General features: G+C 71.3%; 21 protein-coding genes. 15 read left to right on the top strand and 6 right to left on the bottom strand.

Annotated elements, in window-relative coordinates; all coding sequences use genetic code 11:
* The first annotated feature begins 58 nt into the window (after positions 1–58).
* The 6 genes from ACIRB1_RS45700 to ACIRB1_RS45675 all read left to right on the top strand — a co-directional run bounded on the left by ACIRB1_RS45700 (position 59) and on the right by ACIRB1_RS45675 (position 6,714).
* Complete coding sequence (locus ACIRB1_RS45700; RefSeq protein WP_403469883.1) at positions 59–1,201, top strand: acyl-CoA dehydrogenase family protein; 1,143 nt, start codon at positions 59–61, stop codon at positions 1,199–1,201.
* A 91-nt stretch (positions 1,202–1,292) separates the two neighbouring features.
* Positions 1,293–2,783 (top strand): aldehyde dehydrogenase family protein, encoded by a 1,491-nt coding sequence (locus tag ACIRB1_RS45695; protein ID WP_403469882.1) that lies wholly within the window; start codon positions 1,293–1,295, stop codon positions 2,781–2,783.
* Between the two features lie 35 nt (positions 2,784–2,818).
* A complete protein-coding gene (locus ACIRB1_RS45690; RefSeq protein ID WP_403469881.1) occupies positions 2,819–4,396 on the top strand; it encodes an AMP-binding protein in 1,578 nt (525 codons plus the stop codon).
* Between the two features lie 4 nt (positions 4,397–4,400).
* The gene (locus ACIRB1_RS45685; RefSeq protein WP_403469880.1) at positions 4,401–5,552 is read left to right on the top strand and encodes a thiolase family protein; all 1,152 of its coding nucleotides are present in this window, start codon (positions 4,401–4,403) and stop codon (positions 5,550–5,552) included.
* Positions 5,549–5,950: a Zn-ribbon domain-containing OB-fold protein gene (locus tag ACIRB1_RS45680; RefSeq protein ID WP_403469879.1), complete on the top strand. Its 402-nt coding sequence runs from the start codon at positions 5,549–5,551 to the stop codon at positions 5,948–5,950. Before ACIRB1_RS45685 ends, ACIRB1_RS45680 begins: the two co-directional genes overlap by 4 nt.
* A 5-nt stretch (positions 5,951–5,955) precedes the next feature.
* Positions 5,956–6,714: a FadR/GntR family transcriptional regulator gene (locus tag ACIRB1_RS45675; RefSeq protein ID WP_403469878.1), complete on the top strand. Its 759-nt coding sequence runs from the start codon at positions 5,956–5,958 to the stop codon at positions 6,712–6,714.
* Positions 6,715–6,721: 7 nt separating this feature from the next.
* On the opposite strand, the gene ACIRB1_RS45670 is transcribed toward ACIRB1_RS45675, so the two are convergent.
* Genes ACIRB1_RS45670 through ACIRB1_RS45660 form a run of 3 tightly spaced genes read right to left on the bottom strand, consistent with a single transcriptional unit; the run spans position 6,722 to position 9,675 of the window.
* Positions 6,722–7,744 carry a TIGR03617 family F420-dependent LLM class oxidoreductase gene (locus ACIRB1_RS45670; protein ID WP_403469877.1) on the bottom strand — a complete coding sequence of 341 codons (1,023 nt, stop codon included), beginning with the start codon at positions 7,742–7,744 and terminating at the stop codon, positions 6,722–6,724.
* Positions 7,741–8,886 carry an acyl-CoA dehydrogenase family protein gene (locus tag ACIRB1_RS45665; RefSeq protein WP_403469876.1) on the bottom strand — a complete coding sequence of 382 codons (1,146 nt, stop codon included), beginning with the start codon at positions 8,884–8,886 and terminating at the stop codon, positions 7,741–7,743. Before ACIRB1_RS45665 ends, ACIRB1_RS45670 begins: the two co-directional genes overlap by 4 nt.
* A gap of 21 nt (positions 8,887–8,907) precedes the next feature.
* Positions 8,908–9,675, bottom strand: a complete 768-nt coding sequence (locus ACIRB1_RS45660; protein ID WP_403469875.1) for an enoyl-CoA hydratase/isomerase family protein — start codon at positions 9,673–9,675, stop codon at positions 8,908–8,910.
* Positions 9,676–9,777: 102 nt separating this feature from the next.
* Here ACIRB1_RS45660 and ACIRB1_RS45655 point away from each other — a divergent pair, with 102 nt between their 5' ends.
* Together ACIRB1_RS45655 and ACIRB1_RS45650 are read left to right on the top strand one after the other, a co-directional pair.
* Positions 9,778–10,635, top strand: a complete 858-nt coding sequence (locus tag ACIRB1_RS45655) for a crotonase/enoyl-CoA hydratase family protein (RefSeq protein ID WP_403469874.1) — start codon at positions 9,778–9,780, stop codon at positions 10,633–10,635.
* A 577-nt stretch (positions 10,636–11,212) separates the two neighbouring features.
* The gene (locus ACIRB1_RS45650) at positions 11,213–12,601 is read left to right on the top strand and encodes a family 1 glycosylhydrolase (protein ID WP_403469873.1); all 1,389 of its coding nucleotides are present in this window, start codon (positions 11,213–11,215) and stop codon (positions 12,599–12,601) included.
* On the opposite strand, the gene ACIRB1_RS45645 is transcribed toward ACIRB1_RS45650, so the two are convergent.
* Positions 12,602–13,102 carry a MaoC/PaaZ C-terminal domain-containing protein gene (locus ACIRB1_RS45645; RefSeq protein ID WP_403469872.1) on the bottom strand — a complete coding sequence of 167 codons (501 nt, stop codon included), beginning with the start codon at positions 13,100–13,102 and terminating at the stop codon, positions 12,602–12,604. It abuts the gene before it with no gap.
* A 41-nt stretch (positions 13,103–13,143) separates the two neighbouring features.
* Positions 13,144–13,965: an enoyl-CoA hydratase/isomerase family protein gene (locus tag ACIRB1_RS45640; protein ID WP_403469871.1), complete on the bottom strand. Its 822-nt coding sequence runs from the start codon at positions 13,963–13,965 to the stop codon at positions 13,144–13,146.
* Between the two features lie 107 nt (positions 13,966–14,072).
* On the opposite strand from ACIRB1_RS45640, the gene ACIRB1_RS45635 reads away from it, so the two are divergent.
* The 4 genes from ACIRB1_RS45635 to ACIRB1_RS45620 are packed head-to-tail and all read left to right on the top strand — an operon-like array spanning position 14,073 to position 17,654.
* Positions 14,073–15,194, top strand: a complete 1,122-nt coding sequence (locus ACIRB1_RS45635) for an acyl-CoA dehydrogenase family protein (RefSeq protein ID WP_403469870.1) — start codon at positions 14,073–14,075, stop codon at positions 15,192–15,194.
* A gap of 17 nt (positions 15,195–15,211) precedes the next feature.
* The gene (locus ACIRB1_RS45630; protein WP_403469869.1) at positions 15,212–16,390 is read left to right on the top strand and encodes an acyl-CoA dehydrogenase family protein; all 1,179 of its coding nucleotides are present in this window, start codon (positions 15,212–15,214) and stop codon (positions 16,388–16,390) included.
* Positions 16,387–16,899, top strand: a complete 513-nt coding sequence (locus ACIRB1_RS45625) for a nuclear transport factor 2 family protein (RefSeq protein WP_403469868.1) — start codon at positions 16,387–16,389, stop codon at positions 16,897–16,899. The genes ACIRB1_RS45630 and ACIRB1_RS45625 overlap by 4 nt, the downstream gene beginning before the upstream one ends.
* Entirely contained in the window at positions 16,899–17,654 is a 756-nt protein-coding gene (locus ACIRB1_RS45620) for an SDR family NAD(P)-dependent oxidoreductase (protein ID WP_403469867.1), read from the top strand. The genes ACIRB1_RS45625 and ACIRB1_RS45620 overlap by 1 nt, the downstream gene beginning before the upstream one ends.
* A 5-nt stretch (positions 17,655–17,659) precedes the next feature.
* On the opposite strand, the gene ACIRB1_RS45615 is transcribed toward ACIRB1_RS45620, so the two are convergent.
* Entirely contained in the window at positions 17,660–18,856 is a 1,197-nt protein-coding gene (locus ACIRB1_RS45615) for a CaiB/BaiF CoA transferase family protein (protein ID WP_403469866.1), read from the bottom strand.
* Positions 18,857–19,001: 145 nt separating this feature from the next.
* Between ACIRB1_RS45615 and ACIRB1_RS45610 the strand changes: the two genes are divergently transcribed.
* From ACIRB1_RS45610 to ACIRB1_RS45600, 3 genes are read left to right on the top strand one after another with little or no spacing between them, the layout of a single operon-like run.
* On the top strand, positions 19,002–19,493 hold the full coding sequence (locus ACIRB1_RS45610; protein WP_352181765.1) for a PaaI family thioesterase: 492 nt from the start codon (positions 19,002–19,004) through the stop codon (positions 19,491–19,493).
* A gap of 4 nt (positions 19,494–19,497) precedes the next feature.
* A complete protein-coding gene (locus tag ACIRB1_RS45605) occupies positions 19,498–20,343 on the top strand; it encodes an enoyl-CoA hydratase-related protein (protein WP_352181766.1) in 846 nt (281 codons plus the stop codon).
* 15 nt (positions 20,344–20,358) lie between these two features.
* Entirely contained in the window at positions 20,359–20,811 is a 453-nt protein-coding gene (locus ACIRB1_RS45600; protein ID WP_403469865.1) for a MaoC family dehydratase N-terminal domain-containing protein, read from the top strand.
* The last annotated feature ends 81 nt before the right edge of the window (positions 20,812–20,892 follow it).

The raw sequence follows: 20,892 nt of genomic DNA, 5'->3' as shown, positions 1-20,892 counted from the left end.
CAGCGCTATCGTATAACTACTTCAGCTAAATAAGCGAGATGCCTGAGCGGAGTCCAGCATGCGCCGTACGATCTTCACCGAGGAGCACGAGCAGTTCCGGGACACCGCCCGCGCCTACTACCTGCGGGAATGCGCGCCCTACGCGGAGCAGTGGGAGCGGGACGGGCAGGTGAGCCGGGCCGCCTGGGCGGCGGCGGGCAAGGCCGGACTCATCGGCTGGGAGTTCCCCGAGGAGTACGGCGGCCAGGGCATCCGGGACTTCCGCTACAACGCCATCATGGCGGAGGAGATGGCGGCCACCAGCTCGGTCGGCATCGGGCTCGGGCTCCAGAACGACGTCGTCCCGCCCTACCTGATGAACCTCACCACCCCTGAGCAGAAGGCCCGTTGGCTGCCCGGAGTGACAAGCGGCGAGACGATCTGCGCGCTCGCCCTGTCCGAACCGGCCGCCGGGTCCGACCTCAAGGCCATCCGCACCACCGCCCGCCGGGACGGCGACGCGTGGGTGATCGACGGGTCCAAGACGTTCATCACCAACGGCATCCTCGCCGACCTGGTCATCGTCGCCTGCAAGACCGACCCGGCCGCCGGGCACCGGGGCATCAGCCTGATCGTCGTCGAGCGCGACGCCGAGGGTTTCGAGCGCGGACGCAAGCTCGACAAGGTCGGGATGAAGGCCCAGGACACCGCCGAACTCTTCTTCCACGAAGTCCGCGTCCCCGCCGAGAACCTCATCGGGCAGGAGAACCGCGGTTTCCACCACATGATGGGCAACCTCCCGACCGAGCGCCTGGCCATCGCCGTCTCCTCGCTGGCCGCCGCGGAGCGGGCCTTCGAGCTGGCACTGGACTACGCCAGGACCCGGACGGCGTTCGGGCAGCCGATCGGCGAGTTCCAGGCCAACCGCTTCGCCCTCGCCGACATCAAGGCCAAGCTGGGTGCCGCCCGCGTCTATGTGGACGGCTGCATCCTGGCCCTGGTCGAGGGCGAGTTGACGGCCGAGGAGGCCGCGGCGGCCAAGTACTGGACGTCGGAGACCGGCTGGCAGGTCATCGACCGCTGTATGCAGCTGTTCGGCGGCTACGGCTACGTCAACGAGTACGAGATCGCCAGGATCTGGCGCGACAGCCGGGTGCAGCGGGTCTTCGGCGGCACCTCGGAGATCATGCAGGAGATCATCGGGCGGTCGCTGGGGCTCTGAGACGGGCCCACGCTCATTGACTATCTTGGATAAATAGGTTAGCTATTTAGCCTGGATAGGCGCGACGTCCGAAGGGCTCAGGGAGGCATCCATGGTCACGGTCGATGTGAAGCTGCACCAGGACAGAGCGGAGCGCGACCTGCCGCGACCCCGGCTCGTCATCGGCGGCAAGGACGTCACCGACACCAGCGGTGGCCTCTACGAGCACCGCAACCCGGCGACCGGCCTCGTCCAGGCGTACATCCCGCTCGCGGGCCCCACCGAGGTGGACCGGGCCGTGGCCGCGGCCCGCCAGGCGTTCGAGGTGTGGGGTGTCATGCGCCCCGCCGAACGCCGCCGCCTGCTCACCCGCTTCGCCCAGCTGCTGCGCGACCACATCCCCGACTTCGCGGCGATCTGCCCGCTGGAGAACGGCGTCTGCGTCGGCGGCTGGGCGGAGAACGTCGGACCGCACGTCGCGGAATGGACCGAGTACTACGCCGGCTGGGCCGACAAGATCGAGGGGCTCGTCGGCGCGGCCCACAGCCCGCACGAGAACGTCGAGTACACCATCGCCGAGCCCTACGGCGTCATCGCCCACATCATCACCTGGAACTCGCCCGCGCTGTCCCTGGCGATGAAGGTCCCGCCCGCGCTCGCCGCCGGCAACACCGTGGTGATCAAACCGGCCGAGTCCACGCCGTTCTCCGCGCTGCTCTTCGCCGACCTGGCCCGCGAGGCGGGCATCCCGGACGGAGTCGTCAACGTCGTCACCGGACTCGGCGACGCGGGCTCGGCCCTGGTCACCCACCCCGGCGTCGACAAGATCTCCTTCACCGGCGGCCCCGCCACCGCGCGCCGCATCATGGCCGACGCCGCGCCGAGCCTCAAACCGGTCGTGTTCGAACTCGGCGGCAAGTCCGCCAACCTGCTCTTCGCCGACACCGACCTGGACAGCGTGGTGCCCTACTGCGCCGCCTTCGCCATGAGCAACACCGGCCAGGGCTGCGCACTGCCCACCCGACTGCTGGTCGAGCGGCCGATCTACGACGAGGTCGTGGCGCGGGTCAGCGGTGTGGTGGCCCACCTGCCCGTCGGCGACCCGCTCGACCCCACGACGTACATCGGGCCGCTCATCGACGACGTCGCCCGCCGACGGGTGGAGGGCGTGATCGACAAGGCGGTCGAGAGCGGCGCCGGACGCCTCGTGCTCGGCGGTGAACGTATCGACGCCGACGGGTACTTCGTCACCCCGACCGTCTTCGCCGACGTCGACAACCGCAGTGACCTCGCCCAGCAGGAGATCTTCGGACCCGTCCTGGCGATCACCCCCTTCGACACCGAGGACGAGGCCGTCGCCCTCGCCAACGACACCGAGTACGGCCTCTCCGCCTACATCCAGTCCCGTGACATCGCACGCGTCAACCGCCTGGTACCGCGCCTGAAAGCCGGGACGGTCTACGTCAACCCCGGCCCGAATCCGATCACTTCGCCCGCCACGCCGTTCGGCGGCGTCGGGATGAGCGGGTTCGGCCGGGAGGGCGGCAAGGCCGGTCTGGACGAGTTCGTCAGCGTCAAGGGTGTCGGCATCGGCCGCGTCTGACCCCCCACCTTCCGAAAGCCCTGGGAGCCAAGAGCATGCATTCCGCCCGCCGCCTGACGTTCGGCGACATCATCCGTGAGCACCGCAGGTCCTACCCCGACGGCATCGCCCTCGTCGACGGCGAAGTCCGCCTGACCTGGCCGGAGTTGGACGAGCGCACCAACCGCCTCGCGCAGGCCCTCACCCGGGCCGGCGTCGGGCCCGGCGACCGCGTGCTGTGGCTGGGGCAGAACTCCTTCCGCATCTGGGAACTGCTCGGTGCCGCCGCGAAGATCGGCGCCATGGTGTGCCCCGGCTACTGGCGCTGGGCCGCCCCCGAAATGGCGTTCGCCGTCGAGGACTTCGACCCCCGGGTCGTGGTCTGGCAGGACGAGGAGATCGGCGAGACGGTCAACAAGGCCCGCGTCGAACTGGGCAGCGCCCACCGGGCCTTGTGGCTGCGCCACGACACCGAGGGCCCCGGCTCCTACGAGTCCTTCCTCGCCTCCGGCCCGGCCGAGGACCCAGGCCTCGACATCGACCCGGACTCCGCGCTCCTGGTCATCTACACCGCCGCGATCTCCGGCCGTCAGTCCGGCTCGATGCTCTCGCACCGCAACCTCCTCGCCCTGGGTGCGAGCGCCGCCTGGATGGGGGACATCGGCACCGAGACCGCCTTCCTCGGCGCCGGACCCATGTTCCACATCGGCAACTACCAGTTCTGGGGCGTCCCGGCCTTCGTGCACGGCGGCAAGAACGTCGTCGTCCGCCGGGTCGTCGCCGAGGAACTGCTCCCGCTGCTGGCCCGGGAGCAGTGCACGCACGCCTATCTGATGCCGCCGACGATCGCCCAACTCGTCGCTCTGAACCGCGAATTGGGCCACGACCTCTCCCGGCTGCGGGCCAGTGTCGCCGCCCCGCTGTGGCAGGGCACGGTCCCCACCGACCACAGCCGCTTCACCCGCAACGGCGGCGGCGAGGGCCGCGGCTACGGCCAGACCGAGGTGACCGGCTTCGCCGTGACCGGCGCCTACGGCGGGACGGGCACCGGCAACGCGGGGCGCCCCGGCCCCTTCACCGCCGTACGCGTCCTGGACGACACGGGTCGGGAGTGTGCTGTCGGCGAAGCGGGCGAGATCTGTGTCCGCGGCGACCTGGTGCACCTCGGCTACTGGAACCGGCCCGAGATCAACGAGGAGCGCTTCCGCTTCGGCTGGTGGCACACCACCGACCTCGGCAGGCGCGAGGCCGACGGCACGATCAGCTTCCTGGGGACCTCGACCCGCATGCTCAAGTCGGCCGCCGAGAACATCTTCCCGGCCGAGGTGGAGAACTGCATCGAATCCCATCCGGCGGTGAAGGAGGCCGCCGTCATCGGCGTCCCGAACGAACGCTGGGCCCAGGACGTCAAAGCCGTCGTCGCCCTCCACCCGGACGCCGACCCGCCGGTCACGGCCGCCGACGTCATCGAGCACTGCCGGGCGCGGATCGCCTCGTACAAGAAGCCGAAGACGGTGGAGTTCGTCGACGTCCTGCCCCGCACCAAGGACTTCGCCAAGGACTACGAGGCGCTCGACGAGCGCTTCGGCGGGGGCGGCTACCCCGGCGGCGACACGCTCGGCGCGGGGCGGTGACCCGGTGACCGACCGCCGGCCCGTCGTCGTCGGCGTCCACGCCACCGAGCAGGCACTGTCCCTCCCGCACCGCACCGCCATGGACCTCGCCCTCGAAGCGGTGCGCGGCGCGATCGAGGACGCCGGGCTGACCCCGGCGGACATCGACGGCGCCCAGGTCGACTGGCCGGGCCCGGGTGGCGTCCCCGGTGAGGGCAGCTCCTGGGCCCGGATGCTCGGCCGGGACCTGCGCTGGACCAGCGACTCGATGCTCGACAACGCCGGCTCGCGCGGCCTGTTGAAGGCGGCGGCGGCCGTCCGGGCGGGTTTCGCCGACACCGTGGTGGTCGGCGGCTGCAAGCTGGTCTCGCGCGGTGCGGGTCCGGTCAGTGCGGGGGTGCCGCTGGAGTTCGCCGATGTCTGGGGGAGCTATGTCGTCGCCCAGTTCGCGCTGGTGGCGGCCCGGCACATGCACGAGTACGGGACGACCGCCCGCCAGCTCGCGGAGGTCGCCGCCACCGTCCGGAACAACGGCACCACCAACCCCGAGGCGATGATGTACGGTCGCGGCCCCTACACCGCCGACGACGTGCTCGCCTCCCGCATGGTGGCCACGCCGTTCCACCTGCTGGACTGCTGCATCGTCGGCGAGGGAGGCGCCGCCCTCGTGGTGACCACCGCCGAACGCGCCCGGGACCTGCCCCGGCCGCCCGTCGCGGTCCTCGGCGGCGGCATGGAGTACCACCAGGCCGCGTACGCCAACCCCGCCCTGTACCGCGAGGTCGGACAACTCGGCCGGGACGCGGCCACCCGCGCCTACGCGATGGCCGGAGTGAGCCCGCACGACGTGGACGTCTTCTCCCTCTACGACCCCAACTCCTTCGAGATCATCCGCCAGTTGGAGACCCTCGGACTGTGCGGCGAGGGCGAGGGCGGCCCCCTCGCCGCGAGCGGCGCCATCGCCGTCGGCGGCAAGCACCCCGTCAACCCCGATGGCGGCTGCCTGGCGTACGCGTGGAACGGAACCCAGCAGATGACACTCAAAGTCGTCGAGGCCGTACGGCAGTTGCGCGGCACGGCCGTCCACCAGGTCGAGGACGCGGAGCTGGCGGTCGTCGGCAACGCGGGCTCCGGCGCGCAGCACTACGAGATGAGCGTGCTGGGGAGGCCGCGATGAACCGCCCCGTGCCCGTGCCCACCGACCTGTCCCGGCCGTTCTGGGAGGCGGCCCGGCGCGGCGACCTGGTCGTCCCCGAGTGTCCGGCCTGCGGGCTGCGCTTCCTCGTGCCCGAACCGGCCTGTCCCGGCTGCATGTCGGCGGACTGGCGGTACGCGCCCAGCGCCGGCCTGGGCACCGTGTACTCGGTGACCGTCGTGCACCGCGCGCCCGGCCCCGGCTTCGACACCCCCTTCGCACTGGCCGTGATCGACCTGGACGAGGGCGGCACCCTGCTGACCCACGTCGACGCGGGCGACCCCGAGGACGTGGGCATCGGCATGCGGGTCCGCGTGGACTTCCGGTCGCTCACCGACGAGATCACCCTGCCGTACTTCGTGCCCGTCCCAGCTGACTGAAGGAGATGGATGCCGTGGCGAACACACCGGTACGGGTCCCGAAGATGGCCGAGCTGGTCGCGGCACAGCTGCGCCGCAAGATCGTGCGCGGGGAACTGGCCGAGGGGGAGGCGCTGCCCGCCGAGACGGCCCTGATGGCGGAGTTCGCGGTCTCCCGGCCGACCCTGCGCGAGGCGTTCCGCGTGCTGGAGTCGGAGTCGCTGATCAGCGTGCGCCGGGGCGCCCGGGGCGGGGCACGGGTGCAGATACCGGAGGGCACGGTCGCCGCCCGCTACGCGGGGGTGGTCCTGGAGTACCGAGGCACGACCCTCAAGGACGTCTACGACGCCCGTACGGTCATCGAGGCGCCCTGCGCCGGCCTGCTGGCCCAGCGTCGCACCGACCGGGACCTGGAGCGGCTGCGGGCCTCCGTCGCCGGGGCCGAGGGGCTCATGGACGACCCCTCGGCGTTCATCCGCGCCCACATGGAGTTCCACGCCCTCGTCGTCGAACTCGCCGGCAACCAGACGCTCAGCGTCCTCAACGGCATGGTCCGCAACATCATCGACCAGGCGAACTGGTCCCATGTCGACCTCGACGCCGGCAGCCCCGAGAACATCCGCGCCAACCGGCGGGGCTTCCGGGCCCACGGAGCCCTCGTCGACCTGATCGCCGGGCGCCGGGCCGAGGCCGCCGAGGAACTGTGGCGCGTCCATCTCCAGGAGGCCGAGGACTATCTGCTGCGGAGCAGGTCCATGACGACGGTGCTGGACCTGCTCGGCTGACATACCGTCAACTCCCGCGCAATTCCTGCACGATCGGCTCCCACACCTCGGCGTCGATCTCGTACGCGGTGTAGAAGGACACCCGGTCGACCAGCGTCCCGTACCGGCGCCGGATCTCCCCGGCCACCCGCTCAGGCTCCGCGACCACCGCGAAGGTGTGCAGCACCTCGTCGTCGACGAGCCCGCCCATCGCCTCCCACTTGTCCTCGCGGGACGACGTCGACAACGCGTGCAGCTCGTCGCCGAGTTCGCCCCAGCCGTGCAGCTCCAGGACACCGCGATAGGCGGGTGTGCTGCCGTAGAAGGCGATCTGTCGGCGGGTGCCGTCGATGGCGCGGTGCAGTTCCTCCTCGGTGCGGCCGGTCGCGGTGAGCAGGAGATGCGAGACGGAGAAGTCGCCGCGGGTCCGCCCGGAGCGTTCGAGGCCCGCTTCGACGGTGGGCAGGGTCACCTCGCGCAGATAGCGCTCTGTGGTGAAGCCGTGCGCCAGGAGCCCGTCGGCGACCTCGCCGGCCACCCTGGTCATCGCCTCCCCGACGGCGGCCACGAAGACCTTCGGGGCGCCGCCGGGCGCGGGCGGCGGGGAGAAGAACGGGGACATCAGGGTGTGCGTGTAGAAGTCGCCCCGGAAATCGAGCTTCTCGCCCTCGTTCCAGGCGGCCCAGATGGCGTGCAGCGCGCTCACGTACTCCCGCATACGGGCGGCGGGGCGGCTCCACGGCATGGCGAAGCGCCGCTCGATGTGCGGTTTGATCTGACTGCCCAGACCGAGCGAGAAGCGCCCGCCCGCGTAGCACTGCAAGTCGTGGGCCGTGTAGGCGAGTTGCATGGGGGAGCGGGCGAACGCCACCGCGATCGCCGTACCGACCTCCAGCCGGTCGGTGTGCTCGGCCGCGAGCAGCAGCGGCAGGAACGGGTCGTGTCGGGACTCCGAGGCCCACAGGCCGTCGTAGCCCGCCTTCTCGTGCTGCCGGGCCTCCTCCACGACCTCCGCCGTACCCCATACATTGAGCTTTCCGTCGACCTTCATGCCGCGCCCTCCGCTGTGACCGCGTCCAGCCCGATGCGCCGCGCGAGCAGTTCGCGGTGGTACGCCGGGTCCCCGAACAGGTGTTGTGACGTCTTGGCCCGCTTCAGATACAGGTGGGCCGGGTGTTCCCAGGTGAAGCCGATGCCTCCGTGGACCTGGATGTTCTCCGCCGTCGCCCGCAGGCACGCGTCCGAGCAGAACGCCTTGGCCAGGCTCGCCACCGCGGGCAGGTCCGGGTCGTCGCCCTCGGCGGCAAGCAGCGCGTAGTGCGCGGCGGCCCGCGCCGACTCCACTTCGAGGAGCACGTCGGCGAGCAGGTGCTTCACGGCCTGGAAGGAGCCGATGGGCCGCCCGAACTGGTGCCGTACCTTCGCGTAGTCCACCGCCATGTCCAGCACTCGGGAGGCCACTCCGACCTGCTCGGCGGCCAGCGCCACCGCGGCCCGGTCCAGCACCTCCGAGACCAGGTCCATGCCGTCGCCGTGCGTGCGCAGACGGGTCGCCGGTACGTCGGCGTAGTCGAGTCTGGCCTGCCGGCGGGTCGGGTCCATCGTCGGCAGCGGTGTACGGGTCAGTCCCGGCGCGTCGCCGTCCACCGAGAAGACGCCGAAGCCGTCGTCGTCCGACCGGGCCACGGTGAGGACGACATCGGCGGTGGCACCGTCCAGGACGAACATCTTGTGTCCAGTGAGCAGCCAACAGCCGTCCGAAGCACGGGCGTTGAGTCGGACACCCGCCGCGTCCCAGCGTGCGGAGTCCTCGGTCAGGGCCAGTGTCCCCACCGACTCGCCCGAGGCGAGTCCGGGCAACAGCCGTTTGCGGGCGTCCTCGTCGTCACTGCGCAGCAGCGTGGTGGTCGCCAGTACGGCCGAGGAGAGGAAGGGTGCGCACAGCAACGCGCGGCCCATCTCCTCCATCACCACGCCCACTTCGACCAGGCCGCATCCGGCACCGCCGTACTCCTCGGGTACGGCCAGCCCCTGGAGGCCGAGTTCGCCTCCCATCCGGCGCCACAGCGCCCGGTCGAAGCCCTCCGGCGTTTCCATCAGCCGCCGTGTCTCCGTCTCGGGCGAGGTGTCCGCGAGGAACGCCCGTACCGTGCGCCGGAGTTGGTCCTGCTCCTCGCTGAACGCGAAGTCCATGTCCCGCTGCTCCTCTCCGGTTCAGCCACGGCCGCGCGACGCGATGATCCGCTCCACGGCGGCGATGTGCTCCGGTCCGTGCATCGTGTCCCGCTCGGCCAGCAGGGCCGGTTCCATCACGGTGTCGAGGGCCTGCTCCAGATGCCGGTTCACCGCGCGCTTGGTCTCTCGCAACGCCTGGGCGGGCAGGGCGGCCAGCCGCGCGGCCAGCTCCATCGCCTCGTCCAGGAGTTTGTCCTTCGGTGCGACACGGTTCGCGATGCCCAGCCGGACCGCGTCCTCGGCGCCCACCCGGTCGCCGAGGAACAGCAGTTCCTTCGCCCGGGTCGCGCCCACGAGCAGCGGCAGGACGAAGGCGCCCCCGTCGCCCGCGACCAGCCCGACCTGGACATGCGGGTCGGCGACATAGGCGTCGTCGGCGATCAGCACCAGGTCGCTCAACAGGGCGAGACTGCAACCGAGTCCCACGGCGGGCCCGTTGACCGCCGCCACGACCGGCAGCGGGCAGCGGATCAGGCCCGTGATGATCCGCCGGGCCTCGTCGACCTGCCGCTCCCGGTAGGCGGTGTCCCGCTGTACCCGGGTCATGGCGTCGATGTTGCCGCCGGCGCTGAACGCCCGGCCCCGCCCGGTGAGGACCACCGCGCGGGCCGCCGGATCGGCGGCCACCTCGTCCCACACCGACGCGAGCCCGGTGTGCAGTTCGTCGCTCATCGCGTTCCGCTGCTCCGGCCGGTTCAGTTCCACCAACCGGACCGGCCCGACGGCCGTCACCACAAGATCCGTCATCTCCACCGCCGTACATCCGACATCCGAGGACAGGAATAAGTAAGTAGAGTTGAATGGTATAACTAATTCCACTCAACTGGAACCAGGCAGTGGAGGGTGCGCATGCAGTACGAGACCGTGCGGGCCGAGGTGGCGGACGGGATTCTCACCGTCACGCTCAACCGGCCCGAGAAGCTGAACGCCTTCAACCCGCGGATGATGGGCGACCTCCTCGACGTCCTGGACGCGGCCGACGCCGACGACGACGTACGGGTGATCGTGGTGACGGGGGAGGGGCGCGGGTTCTGCGCGGGCGCCGACGTCAGCTCCGGTGGGTCGTCCTTCGACCATCGCACCGCGGGCTCCTGGCACCGGGACACCGGTGGCCGGGTCGCGCTGCGGATCTTCGCCTGCACCAAGCCGGTCATCGCGGCGGTCAACGGCCCGGCGGCGGGAGTCGGGGCGAGCATGACGCTGCCCATGGACATCCGGCTGGCCTCGACCTCGGCGAAGTTCGGGTTCGTCTTCGCGCGCCGTGGGATCGTTCCGGAGTCGGCGGCGAGCTGGTTCCTGCCGCGGGCCGTGGGGATGCAACGCGCCATGGAATGGGTGGCCACCGGCCGCGTCTTCGGCCCCGACGAGGCACTGTCGGCCGGGCTGGTCCGCTCGGTCCACGCGCCGGAGGACCTGCTGCCGGCGGCCCGCGAACTCGCCCGCGAGATCGCCGAGAACACCTCCGCGATCTCGGTCGCGCTCTCCCGCCAGATGATGTGGCGGATGCTCGGCGAACCGCACCCGATGGCCGCGCACCGGCTCGACTCACGGATCATGAGCCAGATCGGCGGCGGCCCGGACCCGGTGGAGGGCGTCGAGTCGTTCCTCGCCAAGCGCCCGCCCCGATTCCCCGGCCGGGTCACCAAGGACATGCCGGAGATCTACCCCTGGTGGCGGGACGAGGAGTTCCGGCCGTTCGGCGAGTAGGCGTCACCGAACACTCTCGCCACTCCGAACTCCGGCGCGCGAGGGGCCTGTTGGCCGCCCCGGGGTGCATGCCCTGCCGGACCGCTGCGGCGCAGGGCGCGGCCGTCGTGCCGGGGGCAGCCTCCGTCCTTGTGTGGGCGAGCCCTGCGCGACCACGCCGACCGCCGAACACCGACCGGATCATGGCCGAAACCCGGCCCCGCCGCACGGCACGGGGATGACCGGTGCGGGTCCCGCCGACGGCCGCCACAGCCGCGGTGTGGTCGGAACCCGGGCGACGGGCCCGGCCGGGGAGGGCGTCACCGACGCCTGATGGCACGCGCGGGACCCCGCCCGTCAGCGGATCGTCGGCCCGCCGATCACGCCGCTCATGGCCCGAGGGAATCCTGGCGTGCCGAGCACGCCATGGCGCGGCGCCCGCCTCCTCGTCCCGTTCAGCGGAGACGAGCCCCCGCGCCGCACCACGACGGACCGATGAGATGTGTCCGAAACATTGTCGTCGCATCCCCGAAGTGTTAGCGTCCGGACGGCGGGCATTCAGTTGAATGCGTTAGCTATTCCGCTCGGGACGGTGACCATGAGTGATGGTTTCCTGCATGAGTCTTTCCACGGTGTCGACTGGGGGGTCGCCACCGCGGACTCGATCACGGCCCCGCCGCCGCCCGCGCCGGAACGCGTCGGGCACTTCCGGCAGTGGACCGACGACATCCGGCAACTGGTCGGCGTCACGCCCGACACGCACCGGATGGTCGCGGGATGGCCGCGGCTCCAGCCCGACGGTCCCGACAGCTGGGACCGCGCCGCCCTGGACCGCTGCGACCGTGAACTCGACTCCCTGCTCGAACTCGGCCTGCGCCCCTGCCTCACCCTGTTCGACCGGTCGCTGCCGCCCTGGCTGGAGGACCGCGGCGGCTGGCTCGACCGCGACACCGCCGAGCACTTCGCCGCCTTCGCCGCCGAGCTGGGCCGCCGCTACGGCGACCGCGTGACCCGCTGGATCACCTCCACCGACCTCGCCGGCCCCACCCTCGCCGACCACGTGGCCGGGATGTACACGCCGGGCCGGGGCATCGGCCGTGCGGGCCTGTCCTCGGTCCACCACATCCTGCTCGCGGGCGGACTCGCGACCCGTGCGCTGCGCGCAGCCGGTGCCGGCGGCCGGATCGGGACGACCGTCACCCTGGTCGGTGGTTACGCGGCCACCGAGGACCCGTTCGACCGGCTCGCCGTGGACCGCCTGCTGAGCTGGACGAACCGCCTCTTCCTCGACCCGCTGCTGCTCGGCGCGCACATGGTGACCGAGGACGGCGTCTCACCGGTCGAGGACACCGGCTGCGTGCACCCCGGGGACCTGGACGTCATCGCCACCCCGCAGGACCTGCTCGGCCTGTCCTGGCACACGCCGTTCCGCGTCACCGCACCGGAGAACCTCGCCCGCACGCTGCCGGCCGACAAGTGCCAGAGCAGGCTCAACGAGGTCAACCGTCTCCTCGTCGGCCTCGGCTTCGCGATCGTCCCCTTCGACGACGTGGAGACGACGGCGTACGGCTGGCCCATCCTCCCCGAGGGCCTGGCCGACGCCGTCGCGGACCTGCACGACCTCTACGGGGAGCTGCTGCCGCCGCTGTCCGTCGTCGACAACGGCATGGGCGACCTGGACCTCGTCGACGAGACCGGTCACAGCGACGACGCCCGGCGCCGGGCCCTGCTGCGCGCCAGGCTGTCCTGGCTGGGCCGGGTGATCCAGCGTGGTGTGGACGTCTGCGGCTACGAGTACTGGTCCGTCCTCGACAACCTGGAGGCGAAGTTCCGCTACACCCGCCTCTACGCGATGGCCGTCCCCGACCACGAGCCGCCGCCACGCCCGCCGATGCCCTCGGACTGGCTGCGGGCCGGCACCTTCGCCGGTCCCGGTGCGCCGGGCCGGGCGGCCGGGCTGACCCTGGTCCCGCCCGGCTCGGCGTGATCATCCTGTCGGAGCCTCGTAGTCCCGGCCCCGGATCAGCCGCACCGGCGTGTAGACGAGGACGTCCTCGTCCCGCTGGTTGCGTACGGTGATACGGCTGGTCACCACGCCCCGGCCGGGCTTCGTGGACGGCCGGGAGCCGGTGGTCTCGACGACGGCGTACAGGGTGTCGCCGACGTACACCGGTCCCCGCACGGTCAGTTCCATGTGCAGGAAGGCGAGGCCCGTGCCGTGCAGCACGTTGGTCTGAAGGACGAGTCCCTCCGCGATGCAGTACGTCAGCGCGCCCGGGACCAGCCGCCCGGTGTAGCCGCCGTCCGCCGCGTGTGAGGCGTCCCAGAAGAGCGGTTCGTTGAAGCCGCCCCAGGTCACGAAGTTGACCAGGTCAGTCTCCGTGATCGTGCGGCGGGCGCTGCGGAAGATCTGCCCGACCGGCATCTCCTCGAAGGTCAACCCCCTTACCAGCGGGGGGATTTCGGTGCGGGTGTGGTCAGCCGTCATGGCGCGCTCCTCATCCGTGGTGTCCGGCTCGCGGAACCGGCTCACAGGTCGATCGGGTGTTTGCCGCCCACGCCCTCGAAGTCCGGGGCGCGCTTCTCGCGGTGGGCGGCGAGTCCCTCGACGACCTCGTGCCCGCCGAAGCCGAAGAACTCCAGCCCGAGCGAGGCCTCGAAGATCGGCTGGGCGGTGCGGTACCAGTGGTTGAGGGACCGTTTGGTCCAGCTGAGGGCGCTGGCCGGTCCGGCGGCGAGCAGGGTCGCGACCCGCAGCCCCTCGGCGTGCACGTCCTCGTCGTCCACGCACTTCGACACCAGACCTATCCGCTCGGCCTCCTCGCCGGTGAGTGCCTCGCAGGTGAGCAGGTAGTACTTGGCCTTGGCCATCCCGCACAGCAGCGGCCAGCAGATCGCCGCGTGGTCACCGGCCGCCACCCCGAGCCGGGTGTGCCCGTCGACGATCTTCGCCCGGCGTCCGGCGATCGAGATGTCCGCCAGCATGCCGATGACCAGGCCCGCGCCGACCGCCGGACCGTGGATCGCGGAGACCACCGGCTTCGAGCAGTTGATCACCCCGTGGACCATGTCCCGCGCCTCCCGCATCGTCCGGGCGCGCACGGCGTAGTCCTCGGTCATGGCCTCGATCGAGTCGAAGGTCCCGCCCGCCGAGAAGGCTCTGCCGGCTCCCTGGACCAGCACGGCCCGGGTCCGGTCGTCCCGGTCGACGACCGGCCAGACGTCCGCCAGTTCACCGTGCATGCGCGGATCGACGGCGTTGAGGTTCGGTGCGTCGAGCACGATGCGGAGCACGCCGGACGCGGGCCGCTCGAAGGTCAGGCTCGTGAACGGTGCGTAGGGATCGGTCACGTCGCGCTCCTGGTGTATTCAGTGCGGATACTATAATTATCTAACTGTATCGAGAGGCGGGCGGCAAGCGACCGGCACGCGGTCGCATCGAGGACGGGAAGCTCGGCATGGATCTCACCTTCAGCGAGGAACAGGACGAACTGCGCAAGGTCGTACGGTCGTTCCTCACCCGGCACGCCACCGAGGCGGACGTGCGCCGCCTCGCCGCGGACCCGCTCGGGCATGACCCATGGGTCTGGCGGCGGATGGCAACCGAAATCGGCCTCCAGGGCCTCGCCGTACCGGAGGAGTACGGCGGCTCCGGATTCGGCTACGTCGACCTCGGCGTCGTCTTCGAGGAGACGGGCCGCGCCCTGCTGTGCGCCCCGTACTTCGCCACCGTGGCCCTCGCCGCCGAGGCGCTGCTGCGCTGCGCCGACGAGTCCGCCCGCGCCGACCTGCTCCCCGGCATCGCGGCCGGCGAGACGGTCGCCACGCTCGCGCTCACCGAGGACGACGGCCGCTGGGACGAGTCGGGCGTACGGCTCGACGCCCGTCACACGCAAGGCGGTTGGCGGCTCACGGGCGTGAAGGCCTATGTCCCCGACGGACACCTCGCCGACCTCCTCCTGGTCGCGGCCCGCACCTCCTCCGGCATCAGCCTCTTCGCGGTCCCGGCAGCCGACGCGCCGGGCCTCACCCGCACCCCGCTCCCCACCCTCGACCAGACCCGCAAGCAGGCGCGCCTCGCCTTCGCGGACACCCCGGCACGCCTGCTGGGCGATGACGGCACGGCATGGCCCGCGCTCGCCCGCACCCTCGCCACGGCCTCCGTCCTGTTGGCCGCCGAACAGGTCGGAGGGGCTGCCGCCGCCCTGGACGCGGCGGTCGGCTACGCCAAGATCCGCGAGCAGTACGGCCGTCCCATCGGCTCGTTCCAGGGGATCAAGCACAAGTGCGCCGACATGCTCGTCGAGATCGAGTCCGCCCGCTCGGCCGCGTATGCCGGACTGTGGGCTCTCGACGCCGGTGACGACACGGAGATCGCGGTGTCGGCCGCTCTCGCCCAGGCCTTCTGCTCGGAGGCCTTCACCAAGGTCGCCGGAGACAGCGTCCAGGTGCACGGCGGCATCGGCTTCACCTGGGAGCACCCCGCCCACCTCTACCTCAAGCGGGCCAAGAGCTCCGAGGTACTGCTCGGCACCCCCGCCCACCACCGGGAACTGCTCGCCGCCCGGCTCGGCATCTGACACCAGGAGGAGCAGACATGGAAGTGGACTTCGGGCCCGCCGTACGCGACTTCCGCGACGAACTGCGGGACTGGTTCGCGGACCACCTCGTGGGGGAGTTCGCCGACCACCGGGGCGTGGGCGGCCCCACCGACGGCACGGCCTGGGACGTACGGCTCGCCTGGGACCGGGAGTTGTCGGCCGGGAACTGGCTGGGCGTGGGCTGGCCGAGGGAGTTCGGAGGGCGCGGGCTCGGCCTGATCGAGGAGATCGTCTTCGAGTACGAGTACGCCCGCGCCGACGCCCCCTACCGCGCCACCGTCAACGCCCTCGACCTGCTCGGCCCGATGCTGCTGGCGATGGGCGACGAGGCCCAGAAGAAGCGCTTCCTGCCACCGATCCTCGCCGTCGAGGAACTGTGGGGACAGGGCTTCAGCGAGCCCGGCGCGGGCTCCGACCTGGCGTCGGTCCGCACCCGCGCCGAGCGCGACGGCGACGAGTGGGTGGTCGACGGGCAGAAGGTGTGGACCTCGTTCGGCGTCCACGCCGACTGGCTCTACGTCCTCACCCGCACCGACCCCGACTCCCGCCGTCACAAGGGCCTGACGCTGCTGCTCCTGCCGACCGACCAGCCCGGCGTGGAGATCCGGCCGATCCGCAATCTCGCCGGCCAGGACGAGTTCGCCGAGGTCTTCCTCTCCGGCGCGCGCACCGGCGCGGACATGGCCGTCGGCGAGGTCGGCCAGGGCTGGCGCACCGCGATGGCCACCCTCGGCATCGAACGCGGCACCACCCTGCTGCCCCAGCAGCTCACCTTCGAGCGCGAGGCCGAGGCCCTGATCGAGCTGGCCCGCGCGCGGGGCGCGCTCGACGACCCCATGCTGCGCCGCCGGATCGTGGACGCCTGGATCTCCGTCCGCATCATGCGCACCACCAACCTGCGGACCATCGCCGAACTCACCACGGGCCGCACCCCGGGCGCACAGGCCACCACGGCCAAGCTGTACGCCTCGACACGCCACCAGCAACTCGGCCATCTGGCCATGGAGTTGGCGGGACCGGCCGGCCAGATCGTCGGCGAGGACTACGGCCTGGACACCCGGCAGCGCTCGTTCCTGCTCTCCCTCGCCGAGACGATCTACGGCGGTTCGAGCGAGATCCAGCGCAACATCATCGGGGAGCAGGTCCTCGGGCTGCCGAAGGAACCCCGACCATGACCTCGACCGCGGACCGCCTCGACCGTGTCGAATCGCACCTGGCCATCCAGCAACTGCCGGTCCGCTACGCCCTGGCCGTGGACGCCCGCGATCTCGACGCCTGGGCCGGCTGCTTCCGCCCCGACGTGGACATGGGGCGCCACGGGCAGGGACGGCAGGTCCTGCGGCAGCACATCGAACCGCTCGTGCGCGGTTTCCGCCGCTCGGTGCACCAGATCTGCGGGCACCGCGTCGAGTTCACCGGCCGTGACACCGCGACCGGCGCGGTCTACTGCCGCGCCGAACACGAGGTGGGGGACCGGTGGATCGTGATGGCGATCTGCTACTTCGACGACTACGCGCGCGTGGACGGCGAGTGGTACTTCTCCCGGCGCCGCGAACAGCACTGGTACGCGGCCGACGTGACCGAGCGCCCCCAGACGGTCGGATTCACCGGTTGGGAGGGCGCGGGCGCACCGGCGCTGCCCGACGCCTTTCCCACCTGGACACCCTTCTGGCAGGAGACGTGATGGCACGCTTGGCGGGCAGGACGGCGCTGGTCACCGGCGGCGGACAGGGCGTGGGCCGAGGCATCGCCCTCGCCCTGGCGGCAGAAGGCGCGGCCGTGGTCGTCACCGGCCGCACCGAGAGCAGACTCAAGGACACCGCCCAGGAGATCACCGCGCGCGGCGGCCGGGCGTACACCGTGGTCGGGGACGTGGGGGAGCGGGACGACGTCGACCGGATGGTGGCCGAGACGGTCCGGGAGTTCGGCGGCCTCGACGTGCTCGTCAACAACGCGCAGTCCTCGGTGCAGCGACGGCTGGAGCAGACGTCGTACGACGATGTCGAACTCGCCTACCGCAGCGGTCCGTTGGCCGTCTTCCACGCGATGCGGGCCGCCCTGCCGCATCTGCGGGAGAGCCGTGGCAATGTCGTCAACCTCGGTTCCTCGGCCGCCGTGCAGGGCGAGGCGACCTTCGCGGCCTACGCCATGGCGAAGGAGGCGATCCGCGGGCTGAGCCGGGTCGCCGCCCGGGAGTGGGGTCCGTACGGGGTCCGGGTGAACGTCATCTGCCCGGCCGCGCTCAGCCCGGCGGCCGAGGACTACCTCGCCGCGCACCCGCACAAGGCGGCGGAACTGGCCCGGGAGATCCCGCTCGGCCGGCTCGGGTCGCCCGAGGCGGACATCGGCAGGGCGGTGGCCGCGCTGGTGAGCGACGACATGGCCTATCTCACCGGTGCGACGCTGATGCTGGAGGGCGGCCGTACCCTGATCGGGTGACGTCGCTATACGACGCCCCGCGCGCGCAGTCCCGCCAACTGACTCTCCGTCACCCCCACAAGCCCGCACAGGACTTCGGCCGTGTGCTCGCCCAGTGCGGGCGGCGGGGCGTACCGCTCGACCGGGGTCGCGGCGAGCCGGATGGGGTTGGCGAGCAGGGGCAGCCGGCCCGACACCGGGTCCTCGATCTCGACGAGCATCCCCCGGTGGCGGATCTGCGGATCGGCGAACACGTCGGGCAGTTCGTTGAACGGGCCCGCGGGTACGTCGTGCCGGTCCAGCAGGGCCAGCCATTCGTCCCGGGTGCGGGTGCGCATGATGGCCGCGAGGACCGGCAGGATCTCCTCCCGGTGGGTGATCCGGGCGGAGGTGGTGGCGAACCGCGGGTCCTGGAGCAGGTCGGTGCGGTCCGCCGCCGCGCAGAACGCGGCGAACTGCTTGTCGTTGCCCGCGACGAGGAAGAGCGGCTTGTCCGCGCAGTCGAAGGCCTGGGAGGGGATTCCGCCGTAGCCGCCGTTGCCCCGGCGCCGCGGAACCTCCCGGGATATCAGGTAGTTCATCGCGAAGTGCGACAGCGAGGCGAGTCCGCAGTCCAGCAGGGAGAGGTCGACGAACTGGCCCTCGCCGGTGGCGTCGCGGTGTCGCAGCGCCGCCAGGACGGCGGTGGAGGCGTACAGGCCGGTAAGGATGTCGACCATGCTGACACCGACCTTCATCGGTTCGTCCGGGTGGCCGGAGGCGCTCATCATCCCGGACATGGCCTGGAAGATGCCGTCGTATCCCGGACGCCCGGCGTACGGGCCGCTCTGGCCGAAGCCGGTGACCGACAGATAGACCAGGCGCGGGTTCAGCGCGAGCAGGCTCTCGTGGTCGAGGCCGTACTTCGTCAGCGTTCCCGCGCGGAAGTTCTCGACCAGGACGTCCGACCGGGCGGCCAGGGCGCGGATCAGCTCCTGCCCCTCGACGGTGGCGTGGTTGACGGTGACGGACCGCTTGTTGCGGTTGCAGGAGAGGTAGAAGGCCGCGGCGTCCGTCCCGGGGGCGAACGGCGGGCCGTACGTCCGTGAGTCGTCGCCGGTGCCGGGCCGCTCGACCTTGATGACCTCCGCGCCGAGGTCGGCCAGCAGCTGGGTGGCCAGCGGCGCGGCGAGGATGCGGGACAGGTCGAGGACGCGGATCCCGGCCAGGGCGGTCGACGGCATCGTGTCTCCCTCTGTTCACAGATGGGGAATGAGTTATATAAATAATACATCTGGCGCCCTGGCTGCGTCTCGCTTGATTGCTTGAACTATCTTATTCATGTAACTATATGGATCGGCTGACCGGCCGAGACCGGAGGGCGTGCGGATGACCGTCGCGGCGAGAACCCTCACCGACCAGGAGCAGCGCGAACGCCGCGCCTGGTTCCGGGCCCGCTGGGAGCGCGGCGTCGCGTTCAACCGCCGCTGCCGGATGCGCATGGTCCGCTGGGACCCCGACGGCGTCGAGGTCGCCCTGCCCTACGCCGAGGCACTCTCCGCCCACGAAGGCGTCTTCCACGGCGGAGTCGTCTCCGCGCTCATCGACACCGCGGGCGCGGGAGCGGTGATCGCCGGGCACGACTTCCAGAAGGGGAGTCTGCTCAGCACCGTCTCGATGTCGGTGCAGTACCTCGCGCCCGCCCGGGGCCCGGTGGCCGTCGCCTACGCGCGCTGCGTCCGGCGGGGCCGCAGGCTGCACTTCGCCGATGTCGAGGTGATGACCGACGGCGTCGTCTGCGCCCGGGGGCAGGTGGTGGTGACCATCTCCGGCGAGCGACCCGGCGTGGGCGAACCCGTCGAACCACTGACCGAGGAGTGACGCGATGCCCGACGAACCCGACCAGGACCTGGTCCTCTACGAGGTCGACGAGGACGGCGTCGCCACCGTCACCCTCAATCGCCCCGAGCGCAAGAACGCCTGGAGCCTCCCCATGGAGCGCCGCTTCTTCGCCCTCCTCGACGAGGCCGCCGCCGACCCCGCCGTGCGTGCCGTGATCGTCACCGGCGCCGGCCGGGCGTTCTGCCCCGGCATGGACGTCCAGCGGCTGGAGCAGAACGCGCGGCCCGGCCAGTCCCTCGACCTCCAGGCCCGCGTGCCCATGTACAGCAGGCGGACCCTCCCGAAGCCGCTCATCGCTGCCGTCAACGGCGCCTGCGCGGGCATCGGCCTGGTCCAGGCGCTGATCTGCGACGTACGCTTCGCCGCCCGAGGCGCACGCTTCACCACCGCCTTCACCCGCCGGGGCCTCGCCGGCGAGTACAACCTCCCCTACGTCCTGCCGCGTGTCGTCGGACTGGAGAACGCCCTCGACCTCCTGCTGTCCGGCCGGGTCTTCGACGCCGACGAGGCGAAGGAACTCGGCCTCGTCAGCCGGGTCGTGGAACCCGCGGACCTGCTCGAAGCGGCCCGCGCCTACGCCCGCGACATCGCCCGCAACTGCTCGCCGCGCGCCATGGCCGTCGTACGCCACCAGGTGTACGGCGATCTCGACCGGCCCTTCACCGACGCCCTCGCCCGCTCCTACTCCGCCATGGAGTTCTTCGCGGGCTCGGCGGACTTCCGCGAGGGAGTCGCCAGCTTCATGGAGAAACGGGAGCCCAAGTTCGAGGGACTGCCCCCGGACTTCGACCCGGACGAGGCCACCCGCGACGCGTTCCTGCCGTACTGACCGAGGAGCAACAAGATGACAGGGCAGCCGTTCCCCGTCGAGGCCGGGCACATCCTGATGTTCGCCCGGGCCATCGGCGACGAGAACCCGGCGTACCGCGGCGACAGCCCGCTCGCACCGCCGACCTTCACCATGGCGAGCGCCCACCACGACCCGGACCACCGGCTGCGGCCGAAGGAGGGCGAGGAGTGGTTCGGGTCCGGCGCCGAACCCGGCGTCATGCCCGAGGGCGGCGGCGGGCTGCACGCCGAGCAGCACTTCGAGTACCACCGGCCCGTCCGGGCCGGCGAGACCCTCTACGCGCACACCGCCGAAGGGCGCACCTGGGAGAAGCGGGGGCGCACCGGCCGGCTCCTGTTCAGCGAGCGGGTCACCGAGTACCTGGACGCCGACGGCGAACCGGTCGTCAGCGCCGTGACCGTGGCCGTCGTCCCCGAGGGCCCCGTGACCCCGAAGGAATCTCAATGATCGTGTCAAGCTGCTTGCGTGACGGGCGGGGCGGAGGTGAACAGCCTTTTGTCACGCAGCATCGCCCACAGGACGTCGACT

Origin of the sequence: Streptomyces sp. NPDC096013 (assembly GCF_044763565.1) — a bacterium.
Lineage (GTDB): Bacteria > Actinomycetota > Actinomycetes > Streptomycetales > Streptomycetaceae > Streptomyces.
This window is presented reverse-complemented; position numbering and strand designations above follow the sequence as displayed.

Coding starts and splice junctions, on each gene's coding strand:
- ACIRB1_RS45680 (WP_403469879.1), top strand. CDS start 5,549: ATGAACCGCCCCGTGCCCGTGCCCACCGACCTGTCCCGGCCGTTCTGG.
- ACIRB1_RS45605 (WP_352181766.1), top strand. CDS start 19,498: ATGCCCGACGAACCCGACCAGGACCTGGTCCTCTACGAGGTCGACGAG.
- ACIRB1_RS45665 (WP_403469876.1), bottom strand. CDS start 8,886: ATGGACTTCGCGTTCAGCGAGGAGCAGGACCAACTCCGGCGCACGGTA.
- ACIRB1_RS45645 (WP_403469872.1), bottom strand. CDS start 13,102: ATGACGGCTGACCACACCCGCACCGAAATCCCCCCGCTGGTAAGGGGG.
- ACIRB1_RS45615 (WP_403469866.1), bottom strand. CDS start 18,856: ATGCCGTCGACCGCCCTGGCCGGGATCCGCGTCCTCGACCTGTCCCGC.
- ACIRB1_RS45630 (WP_403469869.1), top strand. CDS start 15,212: ATGGAAGTGGACTTCGGGCCCGCCGTACGCGACTTCCGCGACGAACTG.
- ACIRB1_RS45635 (WP_403469870.1), top strand. CDS start 14,073: ATGGATCTCACCTTCAGCGAGGAACAGGACGAACTGCGCAAGGTCGTA.
- ACIRB1_RS45600 (WP_403469865.1), top strand. CDS start 20,359: ATGACAGGGCAGCCGTTCCCCGTCGAGGCCGGGCACATCCTGATGTTC.
- ACIRB1_RS45675 (WP_403469878.1), top strand. CDS start 5,956: ATGGATGCCGTGGCGAACACACCGGTACGGGTCCCGAAGATGGCCGAG.
- ACIRB1_RS45690 (WP_403469881.1), top strand. CDS start 2,819: ATGCATTCCGCCCGCCGCCTGACGTTCGGCGACATCATCCGTGAGCAC.
- ACIRB1_RS45695 (WP_403469882.1), top strand. CDS start 1,293: ATGGTCACGGTCGATGTGAAGCTGCACCAGGACAGAGCGGAGCGCGAC.
- ACIRB1_RS45620 (WP_403469867.1), top strand. CDS start 16,899: ATGGCACGCTTGGCGGGCAGGACGGCGCTGGTCACCGGCGGCGGACAG.
- ACIRB1_RS45660 (WP_403469875.1), bottom strand. CDS start 9,675: ATGACGGATCTTGTGGTGACGGCCGTCGGGCCGGTCCGGTTGGTGGAA.
- ACIRB1_RS45700 (WP_403469883.1), top strand. CDS start 59: ATGCGCCGTACGATCTTCACCGAGGAGCACGAGCAGTTCCGGGACACC.
- ACIRB1_RS45625 (WP_403469868.1), top strand. CDS start 16,387: ATGACCTCGACCGCGGACCGCCTCGACCGTGTCGAATCGCACCTGGCC.
- ACIRB1_RS45670 (WP_403469877.1), bottom strand. CDS start 7,744: ATGAAGGTCGACGGAAAGCTCAATGTATGGGGTACGGCGGAGGTCGTG.
- ACIRB1_RS45655 (WP_403469874.1), top strand. CDS start 9,778: ATGCAGTACGAGACCGTGCGGGCCGAGGTGGCGGACGGGATTCTCACC.
- ACIRB1_RS45610 (WP_352181765.1), top strand. CDS start 19,002: ATGACCGTCGCGGCGAGAACCCTCACCGACCAGGAGCAGCGCGAACGC.
- ACIRB1_RS45650 (WP_403469873.1), top strand. CDS start 11,213: ATGAGTGATGGTTTCCTGCATGAGTCTTTCCACGGTGTCGACTGGGGG.